Source organism: Reinekea thalattae (assembly GCF_008041945.1).
Lineage (GTDB): Bacteria > Pseudomonadota > Gammaproteobacteria > Pseudomonadales > Natronospirillaceae > Reinekea > Reinekea thalattae.
The window spans coordinates 217,983-243,747 of sequence record NZ_VKAD01000001.1 but is presented as its reverse complement, the minus strand read 5'-3'; the positions used below and the strand labels follow the sequence as shown (position 1 = coordinate 243,747).

The following is a 25,765-nucleotide window of genomic DNA, read 5'->3' as shown; positions in this document are numbered from 1 at the left end:
CTGACACCCAGTTGTTTACTGGGCGTCGGTGAGTTGACGACTGACATCCTAATGTTGCTCAGCAAGTAGCTATGCATTTAATGACAGCCTATTTTATGGTCTTAGCTACTAAGCCATTTTTTGCTCATTCATCCAGCGAGATAAAGACTGCTCAGCAACCGTTTTAAAACGCCGAGTCGGTGCTGCTTTTTGTGCAGTTTGCACAGAGGCTTGCTCTACCGCTTCACTCTCGGCCATCGCTTGTCGACGATAAGCTTCAAACGCCTGCGCCGTCATTTCTGGCTCTTGTGTTTGGGTTGCAGAAACAGGCTCAACCGGTGCTGCAACAGCAGCTGCACGATTTTTCATATTGCTTTCTAAATGAGAAAAACGTCGACCCAAGCCAATAGCGCCCTGATTGACCATTTTGATTTCACGAAAAGCCTCGTCATGCAGATGCGCCAGTTGCGCTTGCAAACGTGAGATACGATGTAAGGAAAAAAGTGTGATTAACGCGAACAGCGCTAAACAAGAAGAAAGTACTAGCTCAATAATTGAAAGTTGAATCCCGCCAAGCATCACCATAATTGTCGTCTCCATAAAATTGACACATCTATGGGTACTTAGCAGGATTCAAGCCAAGATAAATTACAGGTCGGCGATTTCCGCCCATTCTGTTTCAGTCAGCAGGTTTTTGATTTCAATAAGAATCAATAGCTCGTCATTTTTATGGCTCACACCCTGGATATAACGAGAGTTTTCTTCGTTACCCACATTCGGCGCAACCTCGATTTCTGACTGACGTAAATAAACAACCTCTGCGACAGCATCAACCAAAATGCCAACAACCTGACTTTCAGTTTCCAAGATAACGATTCGCGTATTGTCAGTCACATCTGTGGTTTGCAAGCCGAAGCGCTCACGAGTATCAACCACTGTAACAACGTTACCGCGAAGGTTAATAATACCAATCACATAGGATGGCGCACCAGGTACCGGGGCAATCTCACTGTAGCGTAAGACTTCACGAACCTGCATAACATTAATACCGTACGTTTCATTTTCTAAACGAAATGTCACCCACTGAAGAATTGGATCTTCACCGCCTTTAGCTGTCTGAGTGGTCATTTGTTTTCCTCCGCAACTCGAATGTAATTACTATAGCCTAGGTTGGTTTAACCTGCGCTATATCAGTCTAATGATCCTAATATTCACTAACGATAGGACTGATCTCGCTATATAGCAGCACCGGTGGATTGGTAGCCGTATTTACGTCAATCTATTCTTCGTTGGTCAATTCTAAAAATAGCAGCCACTTAACCAAGCAGTTCTGCCTTAACCTTTTAATATCCCGGCAAAGCCGTCGATGTCGATCAATGCACACATCTCTGACGTTACAGTACCTGCAAGCCATGGCCGCGAAGTCCGGTTAGAACGCCATTTAACAATTTCAGGGTCTAACGAAATAGAGCCTTCAATAGAGTCTGCACCCAACGCCCAATCTGAGTTGTGCATACTGACCGCAAACTTCAAATTATCCTTATCGTCTTCCGTGCATTTTTCTGGCATCACCAAAGCCGTTGTATTTACGACTCGAATATTGCGCCCCTGATGGATCGGCAACAAACCCAAAAACCAATCGGGTTGGTCGTAAAGATAGGTCAACTCACGATCCAGCGGGTGAATATTGCCCAGCAATACCAGTGGCACAGCGAGCTTTAGCCCATTCACAGTAAAGACTAGACAATCAAACCGACTTTGTCCCCACTCTGGCTGGCCGTTTTCTTGCCAGCTAGGCACGGCCGAAGCAGCTTGTAAGTCAACTCCAGCAATATCAAAATCTTCTTCTGGGTCGATATAATCGACCGGCTCGGCGACTTCTGGTTCCGTTACTATTGGCTCAGGCGTTACAACGAAGGCTTCAACCTGCGGTGTCTCTATAGCTGCCGGCGTCTCTATAACATCAACCTGCGGCTCAACTACAGGTTGTTCAACAGCAGGCTGCTCAACAACGGCTTCTGGTTCCATCTCAACGGCGGCCAATGGCTCAGCTTGAGGTGTCGCTAACTGGCGATTCGCCTTAGCTTGAACTTCAGGGTCTAACAACCACTCATCTGACAGATCTTGCTCTGCTAGTTCAGCTTCGACAGCCTGTGGTTCTGCTTCTAATGCAGCTTCCGACTCCGGTTCAGGGGCCATGTCAAATTCAGCGACATGCGACTCTTCAATTGACTGCTCTGGCTCTGCCTGTAATTCGACTTCAGGCTCAACTGGCTCTGGTGCTACAAATGTTTCAGGTTCTAGCTCAGCAACAAGTTCTTCAGGCTCGTGTAATGCTTCGAAAGCCTGTGCGCTTAGCTCTTCCACAGGTTCCTGATCAGCTTGCACAGCGGGCTCTTCGACCTGCTCGACTGTTTCTGGCTGCGCCACAGGCGCCGACTCCGGCTTAACAATCGTCAACGCCAGTATAGAATCGTCAACCCATTCCTCTTCTTCTGCCTGGGTCGTCGCTTCATGTAGCATGTCATCCAAATACGACATCACCGCCAGGCGACTGCCTGCGGTTTGTGTCAGTACTTCTGTATCTGGTGTGAGCTTATCTCTGTTCATAACAGCGTCTTACTTTTGAATTCAACCACTCTCAATGTTCCATCTCATGAGAGGCTCAAGTCTTTATGTTTGTTCCGTTTTCGTATTCAACTAACCGGGCGTCGTATGCTCAGTTCGATGTTTCCATTAAATTCTTAACCAATTGAGTATAGGCTCTGGCACTGCGAGAGTCTGGATCTAGCTGGCTAATCGCTTTACCTAATCGGCTGGCATCGCGTAATTTAGTATCGACAGGAATAGCAGACTGCCAAATATTGCCGGCATGCTGCTCGCGTAATGTATGCAAACTTTTCACTGACGCTTGAGTTCGGCGGTCAAACATCGTCGGAATAACCATGTAGTCCATTTCTCGGCGCTGCGATTTCATCACCATCTGAATGGTGTTTACCATTCTTTCTAAACCCTTTATTGCTAGGAATTCAGTTTGTACCGGCACTAATAATTTCTGACAGGCCGCCAATGAATTAATTAACAGAACACCCAGCAACGGTGGCGTATCAATAATGGCAAAATCAAAGTCATCCCACAGGCTAGCCAAGGTTTTAGAAACCACCAAGCCTCGACCATCCTGTTTACTGGCATTTCTTTCTAAGGTTGCCAAAGCAGTAGAGGCTGGAATTATTTTCATCCCCTCAACCGGCGTATCAACCAAGATAGGCTTGACTAAGTCGGCTTTGATATTGCCTTGATGCATAAACAGATCGTAAGCGCTGGGAGATACTTCATCAGGATCTAAACCAAAATAACTCGTTAGCGACCCTTGTGGATCAAGATCAAACAAAAGAACGCGATAGCCCTGCTCCGCGAGAAGCGCGCCAATCGAAACAGTCGAGGTTGTTTTACCGACCCCGCCCTTTTGATTTGCTACAGACCAAATTCTCATACCACACCCATTAACTCGAGACTTCTTTTTAGATACAGAACGACTCTTACCGATCTGCCCATCAATAAAATGCACTAAGTGGTTATTCAGTTTATTAATCTCTATTTTCACAACAACGAGACCATCAATCGACAATGCACAAGCGCATAAAACTGCCGTTACATTGATAATATCGGCAGCTACAAAAAAATATGTAACTAAATATGCAAACTTACTCAGTTTGCAGCCATTTTGACTAAAAAACTTTAATTATCAATAACTTAAACCAGAACCAATAACTTAATACTCATCTAACCTGCGCTGCATCACTATCGGGCTTTCGCCTTCTGCAATCGCGACAAACCCATCCAACACCATACTTTCAAACTGGCGATGAATAAGAGACTCTGAACGAAATTTACCCGCAACAGGTTTTAGAAATACCGTAGACAGTGCAATGCCATAAATAACAGGCGTGAATACAGTGATTAGCGAGTGCAAACTCTGCCAACCTTGGCTTAATGAAGTATCCAGATAAAAAGCACCATCAATCAACGAGCCCAGCACGCCAATACAGATTGCGTAATAGGCCAATGCGTCAAAGAAACTGGCGACCAAAAGCCATTGCGCTTCTCGGGATTGAATACGAGCGTTCAAACTTTGCTTTAGGCTATGAGGCTGAACACCGTCGGCGACCAACTGTAGGCCAAAGCGAAGGAATTCGTCCGTCTGCTGGCTAGATTGCGCATCCAAACTGACATAACCATCACGGCGAACCTGTTGAGCCCACTCTACCAACTGCTGTGCAACAACCTTTTGGTTTCGATCTTGGAACCAAAAAATTGCTGGGAAGAGACGCCAAACGAGTTGCCACGTGGTCAATCTAAAATGGATCAAACCACTGGCGACACAGCCACCGAGAACGAACAAGGCGGCGTTGGAGTCGGACAATACAGCTAATGAATGGCCTTCTAGCATAAGGCTGCCATATAACGCCAGCCAGGCTAAAAGCAATCCGAAAATTGCGATCATTAAATGTCCTTGTTCTGCAATACGTCAAAAATACATCAATCAGATATTGCAGATGGATCAGCCAGCCTTACGGCTAGCATCACTAACGTTCCGGCTAAAAGTTGCCACTAGGACACCACGGTGACCATACGTTGCGGTATATCTTGTAGCGGAACGACTTCATCTGCTAAGTCTGCTTTAACTATTGCAGATGGCATGCCATCAATAACGCAAGTACTGCCTTCTTGAGCCCAAATAACATTATTAGACTGCTTTAACAAACGAGCGCCTTCGCGACCGTCAGCTCCCATGCCCGTCATAACAATGGCAAGTACGTTTTTGCCATAGTATTTGGTGGCACTGCCAAAGGTTAGGTCAACCGAAGGCTTATAGTTTAGTCGCGCATCGCCTTCCAATACCTTCAACTTATTTTTCGCAGTCAGCATCATTTGCATGCCACCGGGTGCCAAATAAGCGGTTCCAGGCTGAATAGTATCGCCATCTTCCGCTTCTTTGACATTAATTTGGCACTGACTATCCAAGCGAGCTGCAAAAGCGCCAGTGAAAGAGCCTGGCATATGTTGAATTAGCAAAATAGGTGTTGGGAAATTAGCAGGCAGCTGCGTAAGTACCTTTTGTAATGCCACAGGACCGCCAGTTGAGGTACCAATCATCACTAATTCAAAACGCTGCGGATACTTTTTAGCACTGCTGCTAGGACGACTTGGCGGCGGCGTAGTGGATGTTGTTAAACCAGAACGAGATGCCGTTGATGGTTTAGCAATGGTAATCAGCTTTTCAATTAAAACTTTCTTTAACGAATCGGTATTACCCGAAACTCGCTCATAACTTTTAGGCAGGAAATCAACTGCACCAGCATCTAATGCATCGAGCGTTACTCGCGCGCCTTGTAGTGTTAGCGAAGAAAACATCAAAATCGGGGTGGGATGCTGCTTCATGATTTCACGAACTGCGGTGATGCCATCCATCATCGGCATTTCGTAATCCATTGTGATTACATCTGGCTTAAGCTTTTCAGCCTTTTCAATTGCCTCTCGCCCATTTGCAGCTTCACCAACAACTCGAAGTCTCGCATCGGAGTTGATTATGGTTTTAATTTGCTGGCGAAAGAAAGATGAATCATCGACGATTAAAACCTTAATCGACATGTGCGTACCTCTTTATTTACTATTATTTTTTTACGTGTGCTTTTAATAGGCTTGGAATATCAAGAATCAAAGCAATACGGCCATCACCAGTAATAGTAGCACCTGCCATACCATCCGTTCCTTGAAGCATTTCACCAAGTGGCTTAATAACTACCTCTTCTTGACCAACTAATTGATCAACCACAAAGCCCACACTTTGAGTACCCACAGAAACAACAACAACGTGACCCTCTATATTTTCAACATTGGCATAGGCTTGATCATTAATTAACCAGCGCTTCAAGTAATACAGAGGGATTGGCTTACCACGAACCAACACAACTTCCTGATTATCAACCACATTGGTTTGCGACAAATCCAAATGGAAAATTTCATTCACACTGACCAACGGCAGCGCGAAGGCTTGATCTTCCAACATCACCATAAGCGTTGGCATAATCGCCAACGTTAACGGCACTTTAATACTGATTGTGGTACCGACATTCATCACCGAGTCGATATCGATGGTGCCGTTCAACTGTGAAATCTTGGTTTTAACAACATCCATACCCACGCCTCGACCAGAGACGTCAGAAATCACATCTTTAGTACTAAAGCCTGGAGCAAAAATTAAGTTAAAACATTCTGAGTTCGATAGTCGATCTGCCGCATCCTGATCCATAACGCCACGTTTAACAGCAATGGCTCGAAGTTTATCCGGATCCATACCACCGCCATCATCTTTGATGGTCAATAGGATGTGATCACCCTCTTGGGCTGCAGAAAGAACAATTTTACCGGTGCGCGGCTTGCCTTTCTCTTCACGGATTTCAGGTAGCTCAACACCGTGGTCAACCGAGTTTCTCACAAGGTGGACAAGCGGATCGGCCAAGGCATCCACTAGGTTTTTATCTAAGTCGGTTTCTTCACCAACCAACTCTAAGTTAATTTCTTTTTTCAGGTTACGCGCTAGATCTCGAACAACACGAGGGAATCGACCAAACACCTTCTTGATCGGCTGCATTCGGGTTTTCATCACCGAAGTTTGCAGATCAGCCGTCACCACATTGAGGTTCGCAACTGCTTTTTGCAGCGTTTCGTTTTCTAGCTCACCGCCCAAGCGCACCAAACGGTTACGCACTAAGACAAGCTCGCCGACCATATTCATAATGTCGTCAAGGCGCTGCGTATCAACACGCACCGTTGTATCTTGACTGGATGGCGCTGGTGCTTTTGCGGCGGCTTTAGCTGGCGCTGGCGCACTCGGTTTAGCATCCGCTGGCTTAGAAGCTGCTGCTGGTGCGGCGGGTTTGGCTGGCGCTGCGGGTGCCGCAGGTTTTGCTGCCGGAGCAGGCGCAGCCGGTGCGTTATTAGTAGGCGCTGGCGTAGGTGCAGCGTCAGCACCAAATTTACCTTTACCGTGTAATTCGTCTAATAAGGCTTCAAATTCGTCTTCAGTAATTTCATCACTGCTGGTTTTTTCTTTCGCTGGTGCAGACTCCGGTGCCGGCGTCGATGCAACGGGCTCACCCATTTGCTCTTTTACTGCCTCAGGCTCTGATGGGTTTTGTGACATCTTACCTTTGCCATGCAACTGATCGAGCAAGGCTTCAAACTCATCATCGGTAATTTCATCATCAGAATCGCTACCAACAGATGGTTCAGCGCTGTTTGCACTACCGTCTGGAGTAATGGCGTTTAATAACTGCTCAAACTCAGTATCAGTAATATCTTCACCAGGCTGGCCCGCTTCTACTGAGGTTTCTGCCGCTGGTTGCTCTGGCTCCGCCTGCTCTGGTTCTGGCGCAGCAGCTTGAGTAGGCTCAGGCGCCGGTGGTGGCGTAGTACCGGTTTCGGATTCTGGCTTAGCGTAGTGATGCAGCTTTTCAAGCAGTTCAGGCTCGGCAGGGGTCAGTGCCTCACCATTTTGCACTTGAGAGAACATGCCATTTACCGAATCCAATGCACTTAATACATAATCCATTAGATCAGCATCTACTGATCTAAGACCATTACGTAAGGTATCAAACACATTCTCCGCAACATGACAGCAATCAACCAACTCTGTCAGCTGTAAGAACCCAGCACCACCTTTAACAGTATGAAAGCCCCTGAATATCGCATTCAACAGATCTTTATCGTCTGGCGTATTCTCAAGGGTTACCAGCTGTTCTGATAACTGCTCAAGAATCTCACCCGCCTCAACGAGAAAGTCCTGAAGGATTTCATCATCTGCTTCGAAGCCCATATCCTATGTCCTTTAAAAACCTAAACTTGATAATAGATCGTCTACATCGTCTTGGTTGGCAACCACATCTTCTTTGTCTTTATCCAGTTGCGGGCCATGACCTTTCATATCCATATCGGCAGCGTCTGGCAAACCTTCACCTTTTGTTACGATACCGGTGATCGCTTCAACTTGGCTGGCCATATAAACAAGATCAACAAGACTTGCCTCGACCTCTTTAACCAACGACGTTACCTTGTTAATGACCTGTCCAGTCAGATCTTGGAAGTCTTGAGCCATCAGTATTTCTGTCATGTTAGACGACAACTGGCGACTGTCAGTGGTTAATTTTTTAAAATATTCATCCAAGCGCCAATAGAGCACACGAAATTCATCGGGTGTCATTTCACGCTGAACAAGCCGCTGCCATTGACCCTGAAGCTCTTCTGCTTCCTGTTGAACAGCATCAGCAATGGGGAGGCTTTCTTCGACTAAGTCTAGGGTTTTATTCGCCGCCTTATCGGTTAGCTCAACGACATAACCTAAGCGATCAGTCGCGTCGGTAATTTCCGAAGTGGCTTCCTCTGAGGCAGCATCTATTTGGAAATTTGTAATAGCACTGTGCAGCGCACGAGTGAGTCTGCCGACTTCTTGATAGAGACCTTTATCCCTGACATCTTGCATTTGCTGCAGGTTTTCCATGGCTTCTTTAAATTCACCATTGGAAATATTGCTGTATAGATCCATAGCCTTACTACGCAGCAATTCCATCAAGTCATCATCGTTAGCGATTTCCGGAGTACGGGCTTGCTGTAACTTGCTTAATACTGTAACTGCAGCTTCTATATTGCCGCCTTCTACATGCTCCAATAAGATTGCAGCCTGATCTTTCAACAGGTCTACAAACTCATTCGAGACTTGAGCGAGCTCACTCATAACGTCCCCCGTAATTCCGTCAAGCTAGCCGTCAACACGCTCGAATATCTTTTCAATTTTTTCTTTTAGCGCGGCGGCAGTAAATGGCTTAACAACGTAACCATTAACCCCAGCCTGAGCTGCAGCCACAATCTGATCGCGTTTTGCCTCTGCAGTCACCATCAAAACAGGCATGCTTTTAAGACGCTCATCCGCACGGATGTGGCCCAATAGCTCAATACCTGTCATGCCTGGCATGTTCCAATCCGTCACAACGAAGTCAAAATCGCCGCTTTGCAACATCGGCCAAGCCGTGGCGCCGTCGTCTGCTTCCTGTGTATTCGTAAACCCTAGGTCACGTAACAAATTTTTAACAATACGACGCATCGTTGAAAAGTCGTCGACAACTAGAATTTTCATATTTTTATCCAAGATGACCTCCTATAGCCTTATCCGGACAACCACTCCACTCTTCATAATAGACCGTGCTACGGTGCTATCCACTAAATCATTCATTTCCCCGTATTTCTTTAACAAGAACGCGAGGAAAAGAAATCGCGAACAAAGGTTACCATTAATCAGCGGATACAGGTGCTACCTATATCGGCTAATTTAATGAGAAGTTTACAATAATGAGTAAAAAAGAAAATTTTGCAGCGATATTATGCCCAGTCGCGCATTTTTGCTCGCAACCGCAAAGTCGCTTGAGAATGTATCTGACTGACTCTCGATTCACTGACATCTAATACTGCACCAATTTCTTTTAAATTCAGCTCTTCATCATAATACAACGACAAGACAAGCTGTTCACGCTCTGGCAGAGCCTTCATGGCATCGACCAACTGAACGTTCATCTGTGTATTTTGATGACCTGAATGAGGTGCAGCCTCATCAGTAATATCGGGGTGGGTAGTATCGTAGGTATCTGAGTGACTGTTTTCTATTAGCTCTTCAAAGCTAAACAGCCGAGAGCCCTGAGTATCTTTTAGCAGGCCGTAATATTCTGGCAGGCTAACCTCAAGCTCATCGGCGACCTCTTGGTCTGTAGCGTCACGGCCTTCGCGCATTTCAATGGTATGAATAGCATCAGAGATACGCCGCGAATTGCGATGCACACTGCGTGGAATCCAATCGCCTTTGCGAATTTCATCCAACATCGAGCCTCGAATTCGAATACCAGCGTAGGTTTCAAAACTCGCGCCCTTTGAATGATCGTAATTGGTCGCCGCTTCAAACAGGCCAATCATGCCGGATTGAATCAAGTCGTCCAGCTGAACACTCTCTGGCAGCCTAGCTAACAGGTGATGTGCAATCCTCTTAACGAGAACGCCATACTGTTCGACGAGCTGCTGGTAATCTACTTTCGTTTTAGCTTCAGTTTCATACATACCATATATCTGTGCAGACATGATCAGGCCGCTCCTGCTCCTTGAATGAGTCGCTCTACAAAGAACTCCAGATTACCTTTCGGTGTGGTTGGCAACGGCCAAGTCACAACCTTTCGGCCTAAAGCTCGATAAGCAGCAGCCGCCTCTGAGCGTGGATACGCCTCAAGAACCGCTTTTTGACGCTGCACAGATTTGCGCACCGCCTCGTCCATCGGAATGGAACCACCATACTGTAGAGATACATCTAAAAAACGATCAGTTACCTTGGCCAGCTTTTCAAACAATAGCTGACCATCTTTGGCTGAGCGAACCATATTAGAGACCATACGGAAACGATCCATACGACAGTCTCGGTTCAATACTTTTATTAAGGCATAGGCATCGGTAATCGAGGTCGGCTCATCGGTAACAACGACGATGGCTTCTTGAGAGGCTCGAACAAAGCTGGTCACGGTTTTCGAGATGCCAGCAGCCGTATCGACAATTAATACATCGATAGAATCCGCTAGCTCACTAAAGGCCGCAATAATGCCCGCATGCTCGATTTCGCCTAGGTTTGCCATCTGCTGCGTACCAGACGACGCCGGAATGATCTTAATACCCAATGGGCCTTCAACCATAATATCAGCAAGCTCAGCATCACCGTTGAGCACATCGCCTAAGTTTTTATTAACTGATAGCCCAAGCAATATATCTAAATTTGCTAAACCTAAGTCGGCATCCAGAATAACAACTCGCTTACCAAGTTCGGCAAGAGAAATGGCGAGATTCACAGAGACGTTGCTTTTACCAACGCCGCCTTTACCACCTGTGACAGCTACAACCTGTACTGGGTTCAAACTACTCATGAATTACCTATATCCTCAATATCACTCAGTATAGATCAGCACTTAAAAAATGCAGATTGCTCGGTCTCAATGCCATGCTGTTCTGAGTGAATTCTCAATATATTTTAACATTGGTGAAAAAACCAATGATATTTTTTGATCAACTACCTGCCAACGCAACCGGATTAACCCGCCGTTGCTAGTGGTGCGGCGTCTTTTTTAAGCGCCTCGACGAGGTAACCAATCAACGCTTTCGAGTCTGCCTTCTCTATATCTTTGGGAATATTTTGCCCGGTAGTGCAAAACCATACCGGCCAGCCATACTTTAGTACTGGCTCAATAACACTACCAAAACTCATCGACTCATCCAGCTTAGACAAGATAACCGCTGCAAAATCTTTTTGTTCGTGTAAATCAACAAACTGATTCACCGAACCCTGATTCATATTTGAAGGCAACACCAAGAGCTTACGAATACGATTGCTCAAGCTTGGCTTTTTCATCAGCTTGTTCCAATGATTAACCGCGACTCGGCTACCACTGGTGTCGATCAACACCAAACGCTTACCGCTTAGTTTCACCAACGCTTCAGACAACGAATCTTTTTCTGATAACGCATGGAACTCAATACCTAAAATTTCAGACACTGAGCTTAAGATTTCTTGACCACCAACCTGATGCCAATCTAACGAAATTAACGCCACCGAATCGATGCCATGATCGCGTACTGCTAATGCCGCAAGCTTAGCAATGGTAGTCGATTTACCCGCCCCCGTTGGGCCGGTCAATGCAAACACACCGCCGTTAGCCATTGGTTCATAAAGCGGTGTTGAAATAGACGAAGACAAACGAAATAGCGTTTTGCGCCAGTTTGTTTCGATCGGCTCTTCTTTATCGAATTGCGATAATAAACGCTTAGTCAGGCGCGAGCTAAAGCCCAATGCCGACAAGCGAGACTCTAAGCGCTCATACTGAGGCGAAAACTGTGTTGGCCCTGCTGGATCTTCAAGCTGCTCAGCTTGGGCTTTTAACATACCCTTTAAGCCGTCAATTTCCTGACGAAGCAAGCTGATATCAGACGACACCAAACCTTGTTCCGGTTCTGGCTCTAAATAGTCTTCGTATTCGGCATAATCTGGCTGAGCGCCATTAGGCTGATAGTCGGCATCGAACTCAACCTTTTGTGGCGCTCGGTGAGCAACCACGTTAGAACGTGATGCTGGTTTTGAACGCTCAAACGAAGGCTCTACTCGCTCTTGGCGACTTACCGTATCGGCTTGCTGTGAAGCTCCCTGATGCGGCGCAAAAATCTGGCTGTTTTTGTCGGCCATCGCTTCGAACAAATGCTTCATGGTATCGCCATCTAACGGCTGACCGGCCAGTGCCGCATCTGCCTTAATGATGTCCGTTGCTTGAGCAGCGTCGGCTTGCTCAGCAGGCTTAGATTCCAGATAGCGCTCATAATCGATCTCTTCAACGCCGGCGACAATTTCTAAACCATTGGCCAATCGGCGATTCGATAAAATCACCGCGTCTGGGCCTAGCGTTTCGCTAATGGTTTTCAAACCCGCCTGCATGCTTCCTGCAGTAAATCGTTTAATTTTCATGAGTAGCTCCTCATTGGCCGCCTACGCTGGCGACAATGGTTATGTGCTTGTTGTCTGGAATCTCTTGGAAACTCAGCACTTTCAAATTTTGTACACCGTGTCTGACAAAACGTGCCAGCAACATTCTTAATTGCGCCGGTACTAATAAAATGGCGGGCTTACCTTCGGCGTCGAGCTTTTGCACCATCTCAGCTAACGATTGCTGCAAACGCTCGGCCATACCAGGTTCCAACGCCACACTGTCAAGATTTCCATCAGCTCCGGCCTGTTGTACAGTCTTGTGCAACAACTGTTCCAAGCTTCGATCTAATGTCACAACAGGGATCTCTTTTTCGTTGCCAACGATGCGCTGAACAATCATACGAGACAATCCCATGCGTGCTGCATTGGTCAAAACCCCAATATCTTGTGTTTTTGGCTGAATATTGGTGATCGACTCTGCAATCGAACGCATGTCTTTAATGGGCACTTCTTCGATCAATAAATTCTGTAATACTTTTAATAGCTGACTGAGCGTCAAAGTATTGGGCACTAACTCTTCAGCTAACTTAGGTGAATGCTTGCTCAACAAATCGAGCATTTGCTGCACTTCTTCATGGCCGAGCAGTTCATAGGCGTGTTGCGCCAAGACATGGTTAACGTGCGTTGCAACCACAGTACTGGTATCGACAACGGTATAGCCCAAAGTCTGCGCCTTATCTTTGTCGGTCGCGCTGATCCAAACAGCCTCCAGACCAAATGCAGGATCAACCGTTTTAATGCCATCCAACGGGCCAAATACCTGACCTGGGTTAATCGCCAACTCTCTGTCGGTATAGACTTCTCCTTCAGCAACGCCGACGCCCATTAACGTCAATTGGTAGCCGTTCGGCATCAAATCCAAGTTATCGCGAATATGAATAGAAGGAATAAGAAAACCTTGGTCTTGCGAAAGCTTTTTACGAATGCCTTTAATACGGCCGAGCAGCTGGCCGCCTTGAGAACGATCAACCAGCGGGATCAATCGATAACCCACTTCAAGGCCGATCATGTCGACTGGCTGAACATCATCCCAGCTTAGCTCTTTGGTTTCGGTCGGTTGTTCAACACGAGCTGGCGGGCCATCGGGCTTAGCACCCTTTTCACCACGCTTGGCAGGGCCAGAGCTAACGTCTGTAGCAGCCGACTTCATCGGCAGCATAGGTTCGCCCGCATCGTGACGATCTCTCATAATAATAAACAGTGCGCCAAAGCCGGTAGCAGCAGCTAGAGACAAAAACACAAAGTGCGGCATGCCCGGAATAATGCCCATGATAAAGAGCACAAAACTGGTAATCGCCAAGGCGCGAGGCGTGGAGAACATCTGGTTGATAATCTGCTCACCCATTTCGCCACTCGATGAGTTACGCGTCACCATAATGGCGGCCGCAACCGACAACAACAACGATGGGATCTGCGCCACCAAACCATCACCAATGGTTAATAGCGCATATTTTTGAACGGCGTCAGCAAATTCCAAATTATGCTGCATCATGCCGATCAACAAACCACCGACAATGTTAATTGCCAAAATCAAAATACCGGCGACTGCATCACCGCGTACAAATTTTGACGCACCGTCCATAGAGCCGTAAAAGTCGGCTTCTTGAGCAATTTCTGAACGACGTAGCTTGGCAGTTTCGGCATCGATCAAACCGGCATTTAAGTCGGCATCAATCGCCATCTGCTTACCCGGCATTGCATCCAAGGTGAAGCGAGCACTAACTTCAGAGACTCGACCAGCACCTTTGGTGACAACCACAAAGTTAATGATCATCAAGATCGCGAAGACCACAAGACCAACCGCATAGTTACCGCCAATCAACACTTCACCGAACGACTCAATCACCTTACCGGCAGCATCGCCACCTTCGTGGCCATACATCAGCACCACTCGGGTCGAGGCAACATTGAGCGACAAACGCATCAGCGTCGCAACCAGCAAAATACTTGGGAACACGGCGAAATCGAGCGGTCTCAACACATAAATAGAAACCAGCAAAACCACGATGGATAGCGCAATGTTAAAGGTAAAGAAGGAGTCCAACAGCAACGTAGGTACTGGCAGAGTCATTAAACCCAACAGCAGCAGCAGCAAAATAGGCACGCCCATCAGCTTCTGGCTGGCCGCCTTTGCACCTTCACCGGTGCCTTTAAGCACGGCTTGGCCGTCTACATTTCTAAGTTGTGCACTTGCGTTACGGAAATTGTCAATGAAAGCCATACGTCAACATTCTGTCAAAATAATATCGTTATAGTGTGTATCGCAAGGATCGGGCCAACAGCCAGAAAGAATTAAATCGGCGTTCAAAAAACCAACTAATCGGCATTTATCGATACTGTTGTTTGCTATCCTCAAGCACATATACTTTGATCAGCCTCAGTAATTAATAGCAGTACCGTTAAACAAGCCAGTACCGTTAAAAACAGATACAGATAGCCGAACAAAGACCGATAACAAAGACTCTATCTTAGAAAAAGACGCAGTCGTAAAAACCAAGACGCAGTCATAGACATAGAGAAAGCAAGATACAGTCGCAGAAACAAAAACAGACATAAGGGATTGCAGCGTGAGCCGTTCTATTCACACCTCGACCAAAACTATTTTTATCGTGATACTGACCATCTCAGTGATCGCCAATATCCTGCTAGTGAAAGGCAACCCAAATGCACTGACCGGCACGGGCGACACCTCGAAACTAGACGCCGTTAAAGCGCAACAGCAAGAGCTGATCGACGTTACTATCGAAATGCAACAACAGCTCGCCAGCCTGACGCAGGCTTACCAAAACAGCCAAGAAACCGCCAACCAAACACAGCGGCAACTCAGTCTTGTAGAACAACAACGCATTGCGTTAGAAGGCCGTTTCAAAGCCCAGCAAAAAGAACTCACCGAAGCGAAAAAAACCATCGCCAACCAACAACGCCTAATGCGCGCCGGAGTGCTTGGCTTAAACCAAGATGTACAGCTGGCCTATCAAGAAGTACTGCAAAACCTCTCAGCACGTTTAGAACAACGCTACCCGAACAGCCTATTCCGCCAAACCAGCGAAGGCCACGGCGTCATCGAATTAACACTGGGCGATCTATTTGAAAAAAACACCGTTACCTTGCGTGACGACGCCGACCAGCTATTGGCACCTATCGGCAAAACCTTAATGGCGTTCCCACAAGCCGAAATCAGCGTCATCGGCCACGCCGACTCGCGCGCCATTGTCTCTGAGTTAAAAAACCTTTACCCAACCAACATCGAGCTCAGCGCGGCACGCGCCAGTAAAGTTGCCCAGCATCTAATCGACTCTGGTATTAACCCAAAACAGATTTCCGTCATTGGTAAATCCGCCACCGACCCTGTGCGCACCGACTACAACTCAGAAGCATGGAACCTCAATCGCCGTATTGAAATCACCTTCCGCTAAAACGGCCCGCTATTTAATGTGAGAGAAAGAAAAGGGTTGCATAACCAAAACGCGATGGTACTATGCGCCCCGCTCTTTTCGAGCAACCTAAGTGTCCCGTTCGTCTAGTGGCCTAGGACACCGCCCTTTCACGGCGGTAACAGGGGTTCGAGTCCCCTACGGGATACCACTTAGTTTTCGTTTTAAATTTAACCTCTTCTCATTCTCGCCTAAGAAAAGCCGGTGTCTCACCGCACTCTTTATTTAGAAAGTCTCTCTACCATCTAATCAATTCCAGATACTCAACAATTCGACTAACGTTTCCGAGGCCGCTAATGCAAGGCAAAACGAAGCGAACAGACGGAGTTTATGTTTATAAATGAGTATTGTGAGCTGAGTTTTAACGCAGCAGAAGCAACGCAGGTAGTTAGACGTTTGTTGAGACGGCGGCTATCAAAGTTCGAGTCCCCTACGGGATACCACTTAGTTTTCGTTTTAAATTCCACTTATATAGCCAATCTATCGCCGTATCAGGCGGTGTCTCACCGCACTCCCCCTTGCTTTACGCCATTTATCCCCTGCGATACCATCGATTTAATCGCCAAAAAATAAATGCACTCTGAGGCAAACCATGAATATCGAACAACAGCTGTACGACTCTGCGCTTGAATTAATGGATAAACGCTACCCAAGCGGTGAAGGCTTTACCGCGGCCATTCGTACCGAATCCGGTAAAATACTCACCAGCGTACCGCCAGACGTTAAAAACGACAGCCTCAATGTTTGCATTGAACTGGGCGCTTATTTAGAAGCCTTTAAAATTGACGAAGCAGTGACTCATTCCCTTTGCATTTACAGAGAACAAGAAGACGGCGAAATTATCATTCTTTCGCCCTGCGGCATCTGCCAAGAGCGGCTCAGTTTTTGGGGTGGCGATGTCAAAGCTGCCGTCAGCAACAAAGAAAACAAACTGATCTTTAAAACCATTCGTGAATTAATGCCGCACCATTGGTCTATCGTAAACGGCGAAACGCTTTAAGTATTAATTAACAACAACCCAAGCTGTGTAAATATTCCTCGCACAGACCAATAAACCGGAGCACCTTTTATGATCGCTTACACCATGGTTGGCACACAGAATTTAGAATTAGCGTTGAAATTTTATAGCGCGATTTTTGCTGAAATGGAGATGGAACTTTGCTGGCGCGATGACTCATCGGCTTCGTTTGGTAAAAAAGACAACCCAGACTTACCGCGTTTTTTTGTCGGCTACCCGTTCGATAAAAAAGCCTACAGCGTTGGCAACGGCGTGATGACCGCATTTGAAATCAGCAACCCAACCGTTGTCGATAAACTCTACCGTATAGCAATGGAACTGGGCGGCAGCTGCGAAGGTAAACCGGGTTACCGGCCTGAATACGACGAAGGCTTTTACGCCGCCTACATTCGTGACCCAGATGGCAATAAACTCGCCTTTGTTGTTCACCCCTAGTAAAAATGAACAGACCTGCCTAAGTGTTCACATAGCGGCGATATGGCAACTGTCATTAGCCGTTATAAATCAACTTAAAAAACATACAATAAGACAGAAATAAAAATAGGAATGACAATAATTATCACTACCCTATTTCTTAAAAAATATATTCTAAGTGAAAAAAATTTAGAAAATTAAATTAGATATTTTTATTTAAATTTTATAAAGACTCACAGACAGATACTCTGCTATATTCATTTTCGGGGACCGGAATAACAACTTCAATGCCAGAAGGAGATTATCCATGGCGACAGTTTATTTTACATCCCCGATCATGAAGAAAAACCTCAAAGTAGAAGCAACCACAGGTGATCGAAAAGCACTTTTAGGTGTTATTAAAAAACACAACGTACCCGTTCCGCATGAATGTGAAGATGGTGAATGCGGCAGCTGCTTAGTAAAGGTCACTCACTTAGATGGCGATCGCATTAAAGGCGTTATGCTAACAGATAAGGAACGCATGGCCTTGAAGTCCTTAGGGAAAATAACCCCGAAAGAAGAAGAAAACGCATCCGTTCATGACCTACCACCCACCTATCGTTTAGCCTGCCAAACCATGTTAACTGACGAAGATATTCTTGTTGAGTTTACCGGCGAGCCAGGAGGCGCTTAACCGTAAGTTTTAGGCCAGTAATTAAGCCGCCAAGCAAGGCGGCTTTATCAAACAGATTAGAAACGCTGTACTTTTAACACTGCAAAGCCATTACCTAAGCAAGCTACTTACATTCTAATTAAGCCTAAGCTAAACCCATGAGGCTGATCGGCTTAACCCATCATTCAAACGTTTAGCAATCCGCTCACGATGCCTATTTATCTATAGCCTCAAGAAACCCTGCGCTGCTTTAAAAACATTGAAAGCTTCAACCACGCGGTAAAACCCCGCAAATACCCATACAATGCCGCTTGCGCGGTAAAACATGGCAAGCGGTATATTTTTATGTGCTATTTAATCAGCCTACCAAAACAACCCTCTGATGTTTAAAGGCCTAGCGGCGTGGTAAAAACAAGGAAATAACCGCGCACGCGGCTTTTTCTGCCGTTTCAAATTGACAGGCTAACCTAAGAGATAGCATATTAGGGCTATTCAGCGGAGTCAGTCGATGTCAGCAACCGTAAAAAGCCGCTCCCATACAATGCCGCTTAAGCGATATAAGAAACCGTTAGCTGTAAGTAGAAATCAGAGATATGAGTTAGATGACGAATACGACAACCAAAACATTATCCCCAGAAGAATATACTCAAGAATTCGAGGGAAAGGAGTTAGAAGCATTTAATCAGGCTGTCGATATTCGTAAATTTGAAATCGAGCTTTACTGGAAAAGGGCCACCTATTTTTGGACATTTATCGGGGCTACCTTTGCTGCGTTCTTAGCGGTGCAAGCTTCTGCCTCACCTTCAAGAACGGATCTTTCAGTCTTTCTCTCTTGTATAGGTATAGTGTTTTCATTTGGTTGGGTGTGTGTAAATAAAGGAAGTAAGTATTGGCAGGAAAACTGGGAAAAACATGTTGATATATTAGAGGACAGTATCACTGGACCTCTCTACAAGATCGAGTTGAAGCGAAATGATGAAATGAATAGGCGTCAACGCGCATCCAATTTCATTACAGGGCCTGCGGAAGTGTCAGTGTCAAAGGTTAATATTCTCATCAGTATATATGTGTTCTTGCTCTGGATTTTCTTTCTTATTTACTCGCTGCCCGAGTTTAGTAAATCCGCCGGTATTAATTGGTACTATGTGGTTTCCATCATCCTATCAGTGATTGTATGTATTTCATTCATTTGGCAGGGTAAATCATATAAAGATGGGCTTTACCATATAGCGAAAAAAAGGCAGTCTAGAGTCAAACCAGCTAACAATTCAATGCAGCCGACCGCTAACGCGTCGGCTGATTGAGGCGTTAGTTGCTTGGCGACTATCAAAATTACATGGAGGTTTTATGTCTAATAAAAGATCTGAAGAAGATAATACGAGAACGACAGGTTCTGCTGTTGGTGGAGCAATATTGGGGGCATCTTTAGGTGGACCTTTTGGAGCAATTATTGGTGGTGTAATTGGCGCTGCTCTTGGTGAATCAGTCAATGATTCCAAACGAGCGGAAAAGAAAAAAACACCATCAAACGATAATAAGCCAAAAGGAGGGAACCGTGGATAAAGTAATGCTTATTCCTTCCGCTATCTTGGGACTACTTCTAGTTTTTTTATATCTATGGCGTTGTTTGAAAACTGGTACGGAGTTTAATCATGCAGTTATGATAAATAGCGTGTTTCAAGCAAGTGGTATCGTATGCGGTGTCTTTTTGATTGCAGGTGTATTTTTCCCCGAAGCCAAGGCTATGATTTCAGGCATAGATATCTATATTTTCGTAAGTGGTCTCGCGGTTTTTGCTGTATCAGCACAAGGCTTCCATCGTGACGCTATTCAGCCAACAAAAGAACGCGAAAGTAGTAATGAGCAAGTGCCCGTAGAAGAAAGCAACTAACAAACTGTTCAAGAGGGATTCGCAACGCGTGGCATTTTTATTATGCGTTGGTTTTAGTGATTAAGGTGGAATGCAGCGGCTTCCGTATTGCGTTGCTCACCCCTTAACAGGGCGTTATGGCTTATCAATGAGGGAAGCATGGCAAAGAAAAAACCATTGAACGTATATGCTTTTATCGACACGAATATATTCTTGGACTTCTACAGGTCACAGAATGAATCATCGTTGTCGCTCCTGAGTAAGTTAGAAACGGTAAAAGAGCACATAATTTGCACTTATCAGGTTGAAATGGAATTTCGGAAGAACCGACAACGAGCGATTATCGATAACTCGAAAGAGACAAAATTAAATATCGATGTTCGACTTCCTGCTGTAATGGAGGATAGTTCTTTAAGTTCCGTATTAAAGCGAACTAAAAGTGATTTAGAAAAGCGCAAAAAAGAACACCAAAAACGCATAGAGAACATTATCTCGAATCCGGGGTTATATGATCCTGTTCATAAATCGTTAGATACAATCTTTCAAAGTCCAAATACACATGTTCTAACAAGAGACATGAAAATTCGCCATCAGATAAAAAGGCTTGCATGGCGTAGGTTTGTAATGGGATACCCGCCTAGAAAAACCAATGACACATCTATCGGAGACGCGTTAAATTGGGAATGGTTTATTCATTGCGCATCAGAATTAAAGGGGAAATTCATTATTGTCTCTAGAGATGGAGACTTTGGATCTTTCTTTAATGACAAGGCCTTTCTCAATGATGCTCTAAAGTCTGAGTTTAGGGACCGGGTAGGCAAGAAGTCGATTCTTTTTACAAATAAGCTGTCTGTTGCACTTAAAGAGTTAGAAGTAAATGTTACTAAGGCAGAGTCAGAAGCCGAAGAAGATGATATTAAGACAATTTCTGAAAGTGAAAAGTTAGATAAGGTCGATGCAGTTGATACAGCAACTGTGATCGAACAATTGCGGGCAATACTGAAAAATGGGTAGTGGCGCCATAACAAGTACGGGCTTGGGACTCGTTCCTCGCCCCAGCGCTTAACGTTATACGCAGGGAGGCCTCAGTGAGAAATACGGTATTGATCGATTTTGACGGTGTAATACGTCACTGGTCGAGTACTGAGCTTGATAATTACGCAGCTTCGCTGGGTCTAGAAAGCAATCCTTTATTTCCGTGCGCCTTTTCTGAACGGCATTTACTACCGGCTATTACGGGGAGGATTTCGCACGAAGAATGGTGTGATAATGTCTGTTTTGATCTATCAAAAGATTACGGACAAAATGTGGCGGAAGAGTTAGTAAAAAAATGGTACTCCTTGGAAGCTGAAATTGACTACGATTTTCTAACCAAAATTCGTAGCCAACCTTCTTTCGGGCAACTTGTTTTAGTGACTAATGCTACAAGCAGACTTAATAACGATCTTCACTCCGTTGGTTTAGAGGGGGAGTTTGATAAAGTCATTAACTCATCTGAAATAGGCATTGCAAAGCCAGCATTGAACTATTTTCACATTGCACTAAAGAAACTCGGTGTAAGTAAGGATAATTGTGTATTCATTGATGATACTCCTAAGAATGTGGAGGCAGCGAGGTCTCTGGGTATTGAAAGTCTATTGCATTCAAATATTCAGGAAACTCTGCAGTTCATTGAGGAAAAATGCGCATAACAAAAACAGGCAAGCGACGCCATAGGCACACTTGCTGTAAGCGTTAGAGATTTAAAATGGAAAGAGTCGGAACTGTTGAAGAAGCTTTTGAAGTGTTTTTAAAAGTACCAGAATTAGACCAGTATTTATCGCTCGAAGATATGAGAAAGCGTGTTATAAAAGGTTCCATAGTTCTGGTAAGTGAACACCAAGGCGAGATAGTTGGATTTAAGATTGGATACCCGCTTAACACCACTGATTTCTACAGTTGGTTGGGTGGCGTTGTACCTAGTAAACGTAAATTAGGAGTAGCGAAAGGCTTGCTTAAGTTGCAAGAAAAATTAGCAGCCGAACATTCATTTAAGAATATCGTAGTAAAGTCTATGAACCGTTTTCGTTCCATGTTGCTGATGTTAGTCGCCAATGGCTATGACATAACTGGAGTAGAAAACTATGGGCATGCTGAGGGTGAAAGAATTTGCTTCAAAAAAGCGATATAGCATAACTGCCAATTAACAAGGCACTGTTGCAAGTTGCCTCGCCAAAAAATCGCTTCGCGACGGGCCAAGGGGCTTTTCCCTTCGTCACTCACCCCAAAGTTTGACGTTATGAGTTTATTAAGGCTGATACTTAAATGGAGAAGATTAGTTTTTTCGAAGACTGGCTCCCTTAATAATCGCCGGAAGAAAGACAGGCACTATTCGTAGTACAGCTGAGAGCACTTTTAAGTTGGGCCAAATACTCTGTGCTGTAACTCATGAAGAAGGTGAGTTCATCTGCAATTTGGAGATTAAGGGGATTGAGAAGGTGAATCTTAAGAATCTCAACCGATCTCATGCAAAAGCAGAAGGGCTTCCGTTTACTTTTCTTTTGAAGCGAATAGCTCGGAAACTTTATCCAGATGAATCAGAATTGATGTTTATTTGTTTCAAGGTAATAAACCAATGATTATAAAGTCTACTCAGAACAAACAGCAACATTGGACTGGCAAAGCTTTGCTAGGCGTTACAAGCAAGGAATATGATGGACTCTATTAAGAATTTTATTAAACTTACAAATGATATTGCTACCGCTGGTCAGCCTAAGGAAATTGAGTTTAAGGACATAGCTGAAGCTGGGTATAAATACGTTATTAATATAGGCATGCTTGATCACCCTCATGCAGTCGCTACAGAAAATAAAGTTGTTGCTGAATTAGGATTGACATATGTCCATATTCCGGTCGCTTTTGACTCACCAACAAAAGAACAGGTTCGATTTTTCTGTAATTTAATGTCTTCGCTTAAAGGTACAAAGATATTTGTACATTGCATTATGAATTTCCGAGTCTCAGCTTTTATGTACCATTATTTGTCGAAGGTTGAAAAACTTCCAGAGTCGGAAGCTAAGTCTTTAATGTTTGAATACTGGGAATTAGACCCCGTTTGGGAAGAACTTATGTCCTGGTCATCCTCGGACATCGGCTTGTAACAAGGCAATGCTCGGTAGTCCCGCCAACCGGTATCGCGGTGGGTGTTGGACTCGCTGATGCTCGCCACAAATTTTGGCATTAGTAGACATTTAGAAATGGCTGATTTGAAAGTAAGCGATATTGTAGAGCTCGATAGAATTAATATGAGTGACATTATTGAAAAGTCTGGTGGAACCTACTCGCCAGAAAAGAGAAGTAATGCACTCAAACAAGAAATTCGCGATGGATCAAAAATCATTACACGATATATTGGGCCGAAATTAGCTGGATACCTGCAATACTCGGTTGATGAATTTGGCAGTTGTTACGTGGTATCTCTACAAGTACATCCTGATCATCGAAATGGCAGTGTTTTGATATGGTTGATTAGAAATTTTAAATCGTGTATTCCTGCGCAACATATAAAAGAACTTAAAAGTTCTGTTCATATTAATAATGCCGTTTCTGTATCCTTGCATAAGCGGTTAGGGTTCAGCTTACGTAATACAGAGAACCATCGTTATAAGTTTTTTCTGGCGACAGGACTATGACTACTAACAATCATAGGCAAGCGACGCGAAAAATCCCGCGCAACTACTAAATGCGTTAAACCTTACAGGAAATATGATGCAACCAAATGAATGCGTCTCTTTTTTAGTTATTTCAGATGGGAAAATTCTTCTAGAGAAGCGCTCAGAGTTGAGGGAGGTTGATCCAGGGACTATTAATATCCCCGGCGGCCATATCGAAAACGATGAAACACAGAGTCAGGCTCTATATCGTGAGCTTTCAGAAGAGTTAGGTATCGTACCCATCACGTACCACTTCCTATGTTCTCTTTATCATCCAACCAGTGAGTTACAGCTAATTCATTACTATGTTGTAACTAGCTGGGAGGGTGAAGCTCAACCATTTGAAGCCGAAGATATATCTTGGTATTCATTAGCAGAAGCTCCAGTTGGCATCAATGTGGATAAAGTTGCATTGTCTGAGTTCAAGAGAGTTTCAGGTAGTTTGGGTATAGCGCTCTAGCAAACAACAGCATAAGGCTAGCAAACCAACTGCTGCACAATTATGTGCCAGCCCTTCCACCGCTGTTCTTAGTGATAACAAGCAAGGAAATACATGAGCTTTCAGCAATACAATAAAGAACTAAAGCCTCAGTGTTTAGAGGTTTTTGATAGCAATGTCGGGAAGTATTTTGACCCGTCTGAGCGAAAGGATTTCTGCGAGTACCTAGATTCAATAGATAGCGAAAGTTGCTATTACGTTTACCGACAGAATGAAAAGGTTCTGGCTTGTGGTGGTTTTAATATTGTTAATGGAAACGCATCTTTAACTTGGGGAATGGTACTGCGTGAGTTCCACAATCAGCGTCTTGGCTCTAAATTGACGGATTTTAGGCTGTCTAAAATTAAGCTTATCGCTGGAGTTGAAAAAGTTAAAATACAAACCTCTCAACACACGTCGGACTTCTACAGCACAAAGGGCTTTGTTATAGCCAAAACAACACCAAATGGATTTGGTGAAGGTATTGATTGCGTAGAAATGGAGTTAGATGTAAAGCGTTTTAAGAGCAGTTAAAAATACAGGCAGATAAAAGCTTCGCTTGTTCTGCCTGTTCTAGTTTCTACACCAATAAAACGTTAAAACACTGTTAACTTTCGGCGCTGTGCTTACGCTCTACATATGCGTGTTTGCTGGCAGAAGTACTCAAGGCTGCACAGGCATCTTTCCAAGCAGTATCACCTTTATATAACGCCGACTTTAAATAAGCCGATGTCATTTTTTGGGTAATGGCGAGGCGGTCGGGATCTTCATCGTCTGTTTCTTTGGCATCATAACCCGCTATGCCACCTAGCCCGTGTTTGCCGCCGATGAGTGTCAGTAAATAATCGCTCGCGGGGCAAAGATGATACGCATCTGCATGCCAGTCGGCACCTCTGTGAGTAAAGTGAGGGCTCAAATCTTGGTCGCCATACACAACTAAATTTTGAATCTTCATTGATGCGTAATCGGGATTAATCTGAGGGAATCGCTCTCTTGCAGATTGAATTAAATCATCGCCGCCTTTACCAACAGCCGCGAGCAGCACGCCAACTTTAATGCGCTCATCTAATGCGCTTTGGTTTTCTGGTAGCAACATGCCCATGAGCATAGCGGCGGTCATCGCACCTGCGGAATGACCAACAATTGCGATGCGTTCTTTATCGAGCCGACCAGAAACAGAACTTATGTCGCGTTCAATGTGCACCAAGTTGTCCAAAATGGTTTTTATTTCGCGCACTCTTTCGTTTAAAAATAACGGCGCATCGGCATGGCTTTCAGCTAAACCGCCAACTCTTGAACTGGCATGAGTCGGTTGAATAACGGCAAACCCCTGCTCGGCATAATAATTGACCAGCGGCGCATAGCCATCTTTAGAAGGTAAATACGACGACGGCCCGTGACCATGCGAAAGCAAGATAATCGGAATGTTATCGCCACTCAATGGCATCGTAATGCGAAGCTCAAGCAGCGTTTCACGCCCCTCAATTGCGAGCCTAACTGGGCTTATCGACTGAGTCAGTTGGCTAGTAGAGTCTGGAATCATTTTAGATTCCGTAACGAGATTATTCATAAAGGTTCCTTTAGCGATTGAGCTACTCACTCTACCGAA

At 44.9% G+C, this 25,765-nt stretch carries 29 protein-coding genes and 1 tRNA gene; 16 read left to right on the top strand and 14 right to left on the bottom strand.

Going from position 1 to position 25,765, the window contains the following annotated elements; genetic code table 11:
* Positions 1 to 108: 108 nt before the first annotated feature.
* The 13 genes from FME95_RS01190 to flhA all read right to left on the bottom strand — a co-directional run bounded on the left by FME95_RS01190 (position 109) and on the right by flhA (position 14,816).
* Positions 109 to 579: a hypothetical protein gene (locus FME95_RS01190; protein ID WP_147712393.1), complete on the bottom strand. Its 471-nt coding sequence runs from the start codon at positions 577 to 579 to the stop codon at positions 109 to 111.
* Positions 580 to 627: 48 nt separating this feature from the next.
* Positions 628 to 1,107 carry a chemotaxis protein CheW gene (locus FME95_RS01185; RefSeq protein WP_147712391.1) on the bottom strand — a complete coding sequence of 160 codons (480 nt, stop codon included), beginning with the start codon at positions 1,105 to 1,107 and terminating at the stop codon, positions 628 to 630.
* Between the two features lie 207 nt (positions 1,108 to 1,314).
* On the bottom strand, positions 1,315 to 2,589 hold the full coding sequence (locus FME95_RS01180; protein ID WP_147712389.1) for a chemotaxis protein CheW: 1,275 nt from the start codon (positions 2,587 to 2,589) through the stop codon (positions 1,315 to 1,317).
* A gap of 109 nt (positions 2,590 to 2,698) precedes the next feature.
* Complete coding sequence (locus FME95_RS01175; RefSeq protein ID WP_147712387.1) at positions 2,699 to 3,472, bottom strand: ParA family protein; 774 nt, start codon at positions 3,470 to 3,472, stop codon at positions 2,699 to 2,701.
* A gap of 279 nt (positions 3,473 to 3,751) precedes the next feature.
* Positions 3,752 to 4,483, bottom strand: coding sequence for a MotA/TolQ/ExbB proton channel family protein (locus FME95_RS01170; RefSeq protein ID WP_147712385.1), 732 nt, complete (start codon positions 4,481 to 4,483; stop codon positions 3,752 to 3,754).
* Between the two features lie 107 nt (positions 4,484 to 4,590).
* Entirely contained in the window at positions 4,591 to 5,631 is a 1,041-nt protein-coding gene (locus FME95_RS01165) for a protein-glutamate methylesterase/protein-glutamine glutaminase (RefSeq protein ID WP_147712383.1), read from the bottom strand.
* A gap of 22 nt (positions 5,632 to 5,653) precedes the next feature.
* On the bottom strand, positions 5,654 to 7,858 hold the full coding sequence (locus FME95_RS01160; protein WP_147712381.1) for a chemotaxis protein CheA: 2,205 nt from the start codon (positions 7,856 to 7,858) through the stop codon (positions 5,654 to 5,656).
* 12 nt (positions 7,859 to 7,870) lie between these two features.
* On the bottom strand, positions 7,871 to 8,773 hold the full coding sequence (locus FME95_RS01155; protein ID WP_147712379.1) for a protein phosphatase CheZ: 903 nt from the start codon (positions 8,771 to 8,773) through the stop codon (positions 7,871 to 7,873).
* A gap of 24 nt (positions 8,774 to 8,797) precedes the next feature.
* Positions 8,798 to 9,172, bottom strand: a complete 375-nt coding sequence (gene cheY, locus FME95_RS01150) for a chemotaxis response regulator CheY (RefSeq protein ID WP_425468222.1) — start codon at positions 9,170 to 9,172, stop codon at positions 8,798 to 8,800.
* A gap of 242 nt (positions 9,173 to 9,414) precedes the next feature.
* Positions 9,415 to 10,140, bottom strand: coding sequence for an RNA polymerase sigma factor FliA (locus FME95_RS01145; protein ID WP_147714320.1), 726 nt, complete (start codon positions 10,138 to 10,140; stop codon positions 9,415 to 9,417).
* A gap of 23 nt (positions 10,141 to 10,163) precedes the next feature.
* A complete protein-coding gene (locus FME95_RS01140) occupies positions 10,164 to 10,988 on the bottom strand; it encodes a MinD/ParA family protein (protein ID WP_147712375.1) in 825 nt (274 codons plus the stop codon).
* Positions 10,989 to 11,152: 164 nt separating this feature from the next.
* Positions 11,153 to 12,574, bottom strand: coding sequence for a flagellar biosynthesis GTPase FlhF (flhF, locus tag FME95_RS01135; RefSeq protein ID WP_147712373.1), 1,422 nt, complete (start codon positions 12,572 to 12,574; stop codon positions 11,153 to 11,155).
* Positions 12,575 to 12,584: 10 nt separating this feature from the next.
* Positions 12,585 to 14,816, bottom strand: coding sequence for a flagellar biosynthesis protein FlhA (gene flhA / locus FME95_RS01130; protein WP_147712371.1), 2,232 nt, complete (start codon positions 14,814 to 14,816; stop codon positions 12,585 to 12,587).
* 346 nt (positions 14,817 to 15,162) lie between these two features.
* On the opposite strand from flhA, the gene FME95_RS01125 reads away from it, so the two are divergent.
* From FME95_RS01125 to FME95_RS01045, 16 genes are all read left to right on the top strand, one after another.
* Entirely contained in the window at positions 15,163 to 16,011 is an 849-nt protein-coding gene (locus tag FME95_RS01125) for an OmpA family protein (RefSeq protein WP_147712369.1), read from the top strand.
* Positions 16,012 to 16,104: 93 nt separating this feature from the next.
* Positions 16,105 to 16,180: transfer RNA gene (locus FME95_RS01120), tRNA-Glu, on the top strand.
* Positions 16,181 to 16,621: 441 nt separating this feature from the next.
* On the top strand, positions 16,622 to 17,029 hold the full coding sequence (locus FME95_RS01115; protein ID WP_147712367.1) for a cytidine deaminase: 408 nt from the start codon (positions 16,622 to 16,624) through the stop codon (positions 17,027 to 17,029).
* A gap of 69 nt (positions 17,030 to 17,098) precedes the next feature.
* Positions 17,099 to 17,482, top strand: a complete 384-nt coding sequence (locus FME95_RS01110; RefSeq protein WP_147712365.1) for a VOC family protein — start codon at positions 17,099 to 17,101, stop codon at positions 17,480 to 17,482.
* A 286-nt stretch (positions 17,483 to 17,768) separates the two neighbouring features.
* The gene (locus FME95_RS01105) at positions 17,769 to 18,137 is read left to right on the top strand and encodes a 2Fe-2S iron-sulfur cluster-binding protein (RefSeq protein ID WP_147712363.1); all 369 of its coding nucleotides are present in this window, start codon (positions 17,769 to 17,771) and stop codon (positions 18,135 to 18,137) included.
* 581 nt (positions 18,138 to 18,718) lie between these two features.
* Entirely contained in the window at positions 18,719 to 19,420 is a 702-nt protein-coding gene (locus FME95_RS01100) for a RipA family octameric membrane protein (protein ID WP_147712361.1), read from the top strand.
* Between the two features lie 43 nt (positions 19,421 to 19,463).
* Positions 19,464 to 19,679: a glycine zipper domain-containing protein gene (locus tag FME95_RS01095; RefSeq protein WP_147712359.1), complete on the top strand. Its 216-nt coding sequence runs from the start codon at positions 19,464 to 19,466 to the stop codon at positions 19,677 to 19,679.
* Positions 19,672 to 20,007: a threonyl-tRNA synthetase gene (locus FME95_RS01090; protein WP_147712357.1), complete on the top strand. Its 336-nt coding sequence runs from the start codon at positions 19,672 to 19,674 to the stop codon at positions 20,005 to 20,007. Before FME95_RS01095 ends, FME95_RS01090 begins: the two co-directional genes overlap by 8 nt.
* Positions 20,008 to 20,145: 138 nt before the next feature.
* Positions 20,146 to 21,000, top strand: a complete 855-nt coding sequence (locus FME95_RS01080) for a PIN domain-containing protein (protein ID WP_147712355.1) — start codon at positions 20,146 to 20,148, stop codon at positions 20,998 to 21,000.
* Between the two features lie 74 nt (positions 21,001 to 21,074).
* Positions 21,075 to 21,677: an HAD family hydrolase gene (locus FME95_RS01075; RefSeq protein WP_187265405.1), complete on the top strand. Its 603-nt coding sequence runs from the start codon at positions 21,075 to 21,077 to the stop codon at positions 21,675 to 21,677.
* Positions 21,678 to 21,733: 56 nt separating this feature from the next.
* Complete coding sequence (locus FME95_RS01070) at positions 21,734 to 22,156, top strand: GNAT family N-acetyltransferase (RefSeq protein ID WP_147712351.1); 423 nt, start codon at positions 21,734 to 21,736, stop codon at positions 22,154 to 22,156.
* A gap of 160 nt (positions 22,157 to 22,316) precedes the next feature.
* Positions 22,317 to 22,604 (top strand): ASCH domain-containing protein, encoded by a 288-nt coding sequence (locus FME95_RS13810; protein ID WP_147714318.1) that lies wholly within the window; start codon positions 22,317 to 22,319, stop codon positions 22,602 to 22,604.
* A 75-nt stretch (positions 22,605 to 22,679) separates the two neighbouring features.
* Positions 22,680 to 23,126, top strand: a complete 447-nt coding sequence (locus FME95_RS01060; RefSeq protein WP_187265404.1) for a protein tyrosine phosphatase family protein — start codon at positions 22,680 to 22,682, stop codon at positions 23,124 to 23,126.
* A 57-nt stretch (positions 23,127 to 23,183) separates the two neighbouring features.
* Positions 23,184 to 23,657 carry a GNAT family N-acetyltransferase gene (locus FME95_RS01055; protein ID WP_147712347.1) on the top strand — a complete coding sequence of 158 codons (474 nt, stop codon included), beginning with the start codon at positions 23,184 to 23,186 and terminating at the stop codon, positions 23,655 to 23,657.
* A 76-nt stretch (positions 23,658 to 23,733) separates the two neighbouring features.
* Positions 23,734 to 24,138: an NUDIX hydrolase gene (locus FME95_RS01050; RefSeq protein ID WP_147712345.1), complete on the top strand. Its 405-nt coding sequence runs from the start codon at positions 23,734 to 23,736 to the stop codon at positions 24,136 to 24,138.
* Positions 24,139 to 24,231: 93 nt separating this feature from the next.
* Complete coding sequence (locus FME95_RS01045; protein ID WP_147712343.1) at positions 24,232 to 24,690, top strand: GNAT family N-acetyltransferase; 459 nt, start codon at positions 24,232 to 24,234, stop codon at positions 24,688 to 24,690.
* Between the two features lie 73 nt (positions 24,691 to 24,763).
* Here FME95_RS01045 and FME95_RS01040 read toward each other — a convergent pair whose 3' ends face one another.
* Entirely contained in the window at positions 24,764 to 25,726 is a 963-nt protein-coding gene (locus tag FME95_RS01040; protein WP_147712341.1) for an alpha/beta hydrolase family protein, read from the bottom strand.
* Positions 25,727 to 25,765: the final 39 nt, after the last annotated feature.

Bases quoted from the DNA above. Each gene is read 5' to 3' on its own strand.
- FME95_RS01190 (WP_147712393.1), bottom strand. From the start codon at position 579: ATGGAGACGACAATTATGGTGATGCTTGGCGGGATTCAACTTTCAATT.
- FME95_RS01185 (WP_147712391.1), bottom strand. From the start codon at position 1,107: ATGACCACTCAGACAGCTAAAGGCGGTGAAGATCCAATTCTTCAGTGG.
- FME95_RS01180 (WP_147712389.1), bottom strand. From the start codon at position 2,589: ATGAACAGAGATAAGCTCACACCAGATACAGAAGTACTGACACAAACC.
- FME95_RS01175 (WP_147712387.1), bottom strand. From the start codon at position 3,472: ATGAGAATTTGGTCTGTAGCAAATCAAAAGGGCGGGGTCGGTAAAACA.
- FME95_RS01170 (WP_147712385.1), bottom strand. From the start codon at position 4,483: ATGATCGCAATTTTCGGATTGCTTTTAGCCTGGCTGGCGTTATATGGC.
- FME95_RS01165 (WP_147712383.1), bottom strand. From the start codon at position 5,631: ATGTCGATTAAGGTTTTAATCGTCGATGATTCATCTTTCTTTCGCCAG.
- FME95_RS01160 (WP_147712381.1), bottom strand. From the start codon at position 7,858: ATGGGCTTCGAAGCAGATGATGAAATCCTTCAGGACTTTCTCGTTGAG.
- FME95_RS01155 (WP_147712379.1), bottom strand. From the start codon at position 8,773: ATGAGTGAGCTCGCTCAAGTCTCGAATGAGTTTGTAGACCTGTTGAAA.
- cheY (WP_425468222.1), bottom strand. From the start codon at position 9,172: ATGAAAATTCTAGTTGTCGACGACTTTTCAACGATGCGTCGTATTGTT.
- FME95_RS01145 (WP_147714320.1), bottom strand. From the start codon at position 10,140: ATGTATGAAACTGAAGCTAAAACGAAAGTAGATTACCAGCAGCTCGTC.
- FME95_RS01140 (WP_147712375.1), bottom strand. From the start codon at position 10,988: ATGAGTAGTTTGAACCCAGTACAGGTTGTAGCTGTCACAGGTGGTAAA.
- flhF (WP_147712373.1), bottom strand. From the start codon at position 12,574: ATGAAAATTAAACGATTTACTGCAGGAAGCATGCAGGCGGGTTTGAAA.
- flhA (WP_147712371.1), bottom strand. From the start codon at position 14,816: ATGGCTTTCATTGACAATTTCCGTAACGCAAGTGCACAACTTAGAAAT.
- FME95_RS01115 (WP_147712367.1), top strand. From the start codon at position 16,622: ATGAATATCGAACAACAGCTGTACGACTCTGCGCTTGAATTAATGGAT.
- FME95_RS01110 (WP_147712365.1), top strand. From the start codon at position 17,099: ATGATCGCTTACACCATGGTTGGCACACAGAATTTAGAATTAGCGTTG.
- FME95_RS01105 (WP_147712363.1), top strand. From the start codon at position 17,769: ATGGCGACAGTTTATTTTACATCCCCGATCATGAAGAAAAACCTCAAA.
- FME95_RS01100 (WP_147712361.1), top strand. From the start codon at position 18,719: ATGACGAATACGACAACCAAAACATTATCCCCAGAAGAATATACTCAA.
- FME95_RS01095 (WP_147712359.1), top strand. From the start codon at position 19,464: ATGTCTAATAAAAGATCTGAAGAAGATAATACGAGAACGACAGGTTCT.
- FME95_RS01080 (WP_147712355.1), top strand. From the start codon at position 20,146: ATGGCAAAGAAAAAACCATTGAACGTATATGCTTTTATCGACACGAAT.
- FME95_RS01070 (WP_147712351.1), top strand. From the start codon at position 21,734: ATGGAAAGAGTCGGAACTGTTGAAGAAGCTTTTGAAGTGTTTTTAAAA.
- FME95_RS01060 (WP_187265404.1), top strand. From the start codon at position 22,680: ATGGACTCTATTAAGAATTTTATTAAACTTACAAATGATATTGCTACC.
- FME95_RS01055 (WP_147712347.1), top strand. From the start codon at position 23,184: ATGCTCGCCACAAATTTTGGCATTAGTAGACATTTAGAAATGGCTGAT.
- FME95_RS01050 (WP_147712345.1), top strand. From the start codon at position 23,734: ATGCAACCAAATGAATGCGTCTCTTTTTTAGTTATTTCAGATGGGAAA.
- FME95_RS01045 (WP_147712343.1), top strand. From the start codon at position 24,232: ATGAGCTTTCAGCAATACAATAAAGAACTAAAGCCTCAGTGTTTAGAG.
- FME95_RS01040 (WP_147712341.1), bottom strand. From the start codon at position 25,726: ATGAATAATCTCGTTACGGAATCTAAAATGATTCCAGACTCTACTAGC.